This window comes from Bradyrhizobium sp. (assembly GCF_016462955.1).
In the GTDB taxonomy this organism is placed as follows: Bacteria; Pseudomonadota; Alphaproteobacteria; order Rhizobiales; family Xanthobacteraceae; genus Bradyrhizobium.
The window spans coordinates 1-2,446 of record NZ_JAEMSD010000752.1 but is presented as its reverse complement, the minus strand read 5'-3'; the positions used below and the strand labels follow the sequence as shown (position 1 = coordinate 2,446).

Here is a 2,446-nt window from a genome sequence, read left to right as displayed (position 1 = left end):
TGAATGGTGTCGCCCCGGATTACGCAACCGAGCGCGATCACAGCGTCATAGGGCCTGCCGTTTGCCGCCGCAGCATCGACCGCGATGGCGACGGCCGCGGGAATCTCCAGCGCACCGGGAACCGTAATGACGTCGTGAGTCAGGCCGGCTGCCTTCAGCTCGGATACCGCGCCGTCCAGCAGCGCATCCTGGAGATCGTCATAGAACCGCGCTTCGACGATCAGCGCGCGTGCGCCGGAAATGTCGGTCTGGTCCTTCAGGGGTGCGCGCCGCGCGTCTGCCATCGTTCAATCCGTTTCGAAAGGGGTCGGCGCTATGTAGTCGCCGCAGGCATGTAAGCCAAGCCAGAACCGTCATTCCGGGGCGATGCGAAGCATCGAACCCGGAATCTCGAGATTCCGGGTTCGGCTCTTCGAGCCGCCCCGGAATGACCGGCTTCGCCGGTCACTTCATTTCCGTCAGCCGCGCCGCGTAACGGGCCATCAGGTCGACCTCGATATTGACCTCGTCCCCCGCCTTCCAGCTGCCGATCGTCGTGACATCAAGCGTGTGCGGGATGATCAGCACCGAAAAGGTCACGTCCGCAACCGTATTGATCGTCAGCGAGACGCCATCCAGCGTGATCGAGCCCTTGGTGGCGATGAAACGCGCCAGCTCCCGCGTCGTCGAGAGCTCGAACCGCGCCATGTCGGGCAAGTTCTCGCGGCTGACGATGGTTGCAATGCCGTCGGCATGGCCGGCAACGATATGGCCGCCGAGCTCGTCGCCGATCTTCAGCGCACGTTCGAGGTTCAGCCTCGTGCCCAGCTTCCAGTGCTTGGCAGTCGTCAGCGCCAGCGTCTCGGCCGCGGCATCGACCTCGAACCAGGTCCTCCGCTCGGAGTCCCTGCCGTCCGCGACGCCCGAGGCGACCACGGTCAGGCAAACCCCGTTGCAGGCGATCGAGGCGCCATCGGCAATCGTGGCCTGATCGTAGCTGCAGGCGATGCGCAGCCGGTGCAGCTGCCCCTGCGCCGTTGGCGTGAAGCTGACGATCTCGCCGATATCGGTGACAATGCCGGTGAACATTACGCGCGCTCGTAGATGGTGAGAGTGTCCTTGCCGAAGGTCTCGCTAGCATGAACCTTGTAGGCCTGCGACTGCGTGATTTTCGACAGGGGCAATGCATCGAGTGCATCGACGCCGCCGCTGCCCACCGTTTCCGCCCCGCGGAACAGCCAGATCTCGTCGACGAGATCGGCCGCGACGAACGAAGCCGCAACGCGGCTGCCGCCCTCGACCATCAGTCGCGTGATGCCCTTCCCGGCCAGCTCATGCAGCACGGCCGGCAAATCGAGCCCCGATGCAGTGCCAGGCGGCACGCGCAGCACTTGTGCACCGGCCGCCCCGAGCCGCGTCGCTGCGGCAGCTTCCGCAAGCTCAGAACCGACCACCCAAAGCGGCGTTTCGCGCGCGGTGCTGACCAGCGTGCTCGCGCCGGGGATGCGCAGGCTTTGATCGAGCACCACGCGGACCGGCGAGCGGGCCGCCATGCCCGGCAGGCGGCAGGTGAGGAGCGGATCGTCCGCGAGCACGGTGCCGATGCCCACCAGGATGGCGTCGCTCTGTGCGCGGAGCAGATGCACGCGGTCACGCACGGCTTCGCCCGTGATCGCGACCGGCTTGCCGCCGGCCGCTCCGATCTTGCCGTCCGGCGAGACCGCGAGCTTGAGGATCACATGCGGACGCTTGTCCCGGATGCGGCGGAAGTGGCCGGCATGGTCGAACGCGGCTTCCGCCGCGCAGAGACCGACGTCCACATTGATGCCGGCGGCGCGCAGGCGGGCATGGCCCTGGCCCGCGACTTCAGGATTGGGATCTTCGATCGCCGCCACCACCCGCTTGATGCCGGCCGCGATCACTGCGTCGGCGCAAGGCGGCGACTTGCCGAAATGCGAGCACGGCTCCAGGGTGACATAGAGCGTGGCGCCTCGCGCCGCCTCGCCTGCCCGCCCCAGTGCTTCGGGCTCGCCATGTGGCCGTCCCCCGGGCTGGGTCCAGCCGCGGCCGACGATGATCCCGTCCTTGACGATGACGGCGCCGACGGCCGGATTGGGCCAAGTGCGCCCCTGCCCGCGGCGCCCAAGCGAGAGCGCCAGCTCCATGAATCGGCGATCGGCGTCCTTGGCCTCGCGGGCCTTCTGCGCGAACTGGTCTTCCAGGATGCGGAAGATCATTTGCGGATCGCGGCGAGCCGCGCTTCCTCCTCACCGGAGAGCTCGCCGAGCACGTCGGCGAAATCCTTGGCTTCGCGGAAGTTGCGGTAGACGGAGGCAAAGCGCACATAGGCGACGTCGTCGAGCGTACGCAGATGCTCCATCACGGTCTCGCCGATCACCTCGGAGGAGATCTCGGCCTCGCCCCCGGTCTCGAGCTCGCGCACGATGGTGGAGACCATCTTCTCGAC

General features: G+C 67.0%; 4 protein-coding genes. All 4 read right to left on the bottom strand.

The window, feature by feature from the left end; translation table 11 throughout:
* Positions 1–284 (bottom strand): 6,7-dimethyl-8-ribityllumazine synthase (locus JHD07_RS37860; RefSeq protein WP_291631505.1); only part of this gene is annotated, 284 nt, incomplete at its 3' end.
* Positions 285–444: 160 nt separating this feature from the next.
* Positions 445–1,068 carry a riboflavin synthase gene (locus JHD07_RS37855; RefSeq protein WP_291631502.1) on the bottom strand — a complete coding sequence of 208 codons (624 nt, stop codon included), beginning with the start codon at positions 1,066–1,068 and terminating at the stop codon, positions 445–447.
* Positions 1,068–2,216, bottom strand: a complete 1,149-nt coding sequence (gene ribD, locus JHD07_RS37850; protein ID WP_291631500.1) for a bifunctional diaminohydroxyphosphoribosylaminopyrimidine deaminase/5-amino-6-(5-phosphoribosylamino)uracil reductase RibD — start codon at positions 2,214–2,216, stop codon at positions 1,068–1,070. Before ribD ends, JHD07_RS37855 begins: the two co-directional genes overlap by 1 nt.
* The coding region (locus tag JHD07_RS37845) for an ATP cone domain-containing protein (RefSeq protein ID WP_291631497.1) at positions 2,213–2,446 on the bottom strand (234 nt) is incomplete at its 5' end. The genes ribD and JHD07_RS37845, both read right to left, overlap by 4 nt.

Excerpts from the sequence above, each read along its gene's own strand:
- JHD07_RS37855 (WP_291631502.1), bottom strand. The coding sequence starts at position 1,068 with ATGTTCACCGGCATTGTCACCGATATCGGCGAGATCGTCAGCTTCACG.
- ribD (WP_291631500.1), bottom strand. The coding sequence starts at position 2,216 with ATGATCTTCCGCATCCTGGAAGACCAGTTCGCGCAGAAGGCCCGCGAG.